The sequence below is a fragment of the Pseudonocardia lutea genome, from assembly GCF_042658055.1.
In the GTDB taxonomy this organism is placed as follows: domain Bacteria; phylum Actinomycetota; class Actinomycetes; order Mycobacteriales; family Pseudonocardiaceae; genus Pseudonocardia; species Pseudonocardia lutea.
The window spans coordinates 1-745 of sequence record NZ_JBHSQK010000119.1 but is presented as its reverse complement, the minus strand read 5'-3'; the positions used below and the strand labels follow the sequence as shown (position 1 = coordinate 745).

Sequence of the window (745 nt, the reverse complement as noted above, 5' to 3'; positions counted from 1 at the left end):
CCCTGCTCGACGACGACACCCTCGCCGCCGGCAGCGACCTCGCCGCCGAACTGCGCGGGCTCCGCGCCGGGAGCCACCCCGCGACCGGGCGCTGGCGCGCCGAGGTGGCGCGGCTCGCGCGGCTCGTCCCCGGGTCAGGGCCGGGGACGCGGCCGGCGCCCGGCGGCGGACGGGCGGAGGCCGCGCTGGTGGCGGGCCTGGCCCACCCGGAGCGGATCGCGCGGCGGCGGTCCGGGGAGGCGCCGGTGTTCCTGATGGCCGGTGGCACGGCCGTCGAGGTCGGCGACGCCGGGCTGGGGGCGCAGGAGTGGCTCGCCGTCGCGGTGGCCGACCGCACGCCCGGGGCGGCGCACGGGCGGGTGCGGCTGGCCGTGGCCGCCGACCGGGCCCTCGCCGAGGAGGTCGCCGCGGCGCTCCTCACCGAGGCCGAGGAGGTCGCGTGGGCCGACGGCGACGTCCGTGCGCGGCGGGTGCGCCGGCTGGGTGCGATCGTGCTGGAGGAACGGCCGCTGCGCGAGCCCGACCCGGCGCTCGTGCGCGAGGCGCTGGTCACCGGGCTGCGCGCCGAGGGCACCGGCCTGCTGCACTGGTCGGCCGCGGACCGGGCGTTGCGCGCGCGGTTGGCCTTCCTGCACCGCACGCTCGGCGAGGAGTGGCCGGGCGTCGCGGAGGAGGACGTGCTGGCCGGCACCGCCGACCCGGCGGGCTGGCTCTCCGCCCCGCTGGCCGCCGCCCGGCGGCGGGC

At 82.3% G+C, this 745-nt stretch carries 1 pseudogene; it reads left to right on the top strand.

The window, feature by feature from the left end:
• Positions 1-745, top strand: a pseudogene (locus tag ACFQH9_RS31130) (ATP-dependent helicase HrpB); the annotation flags it as partial.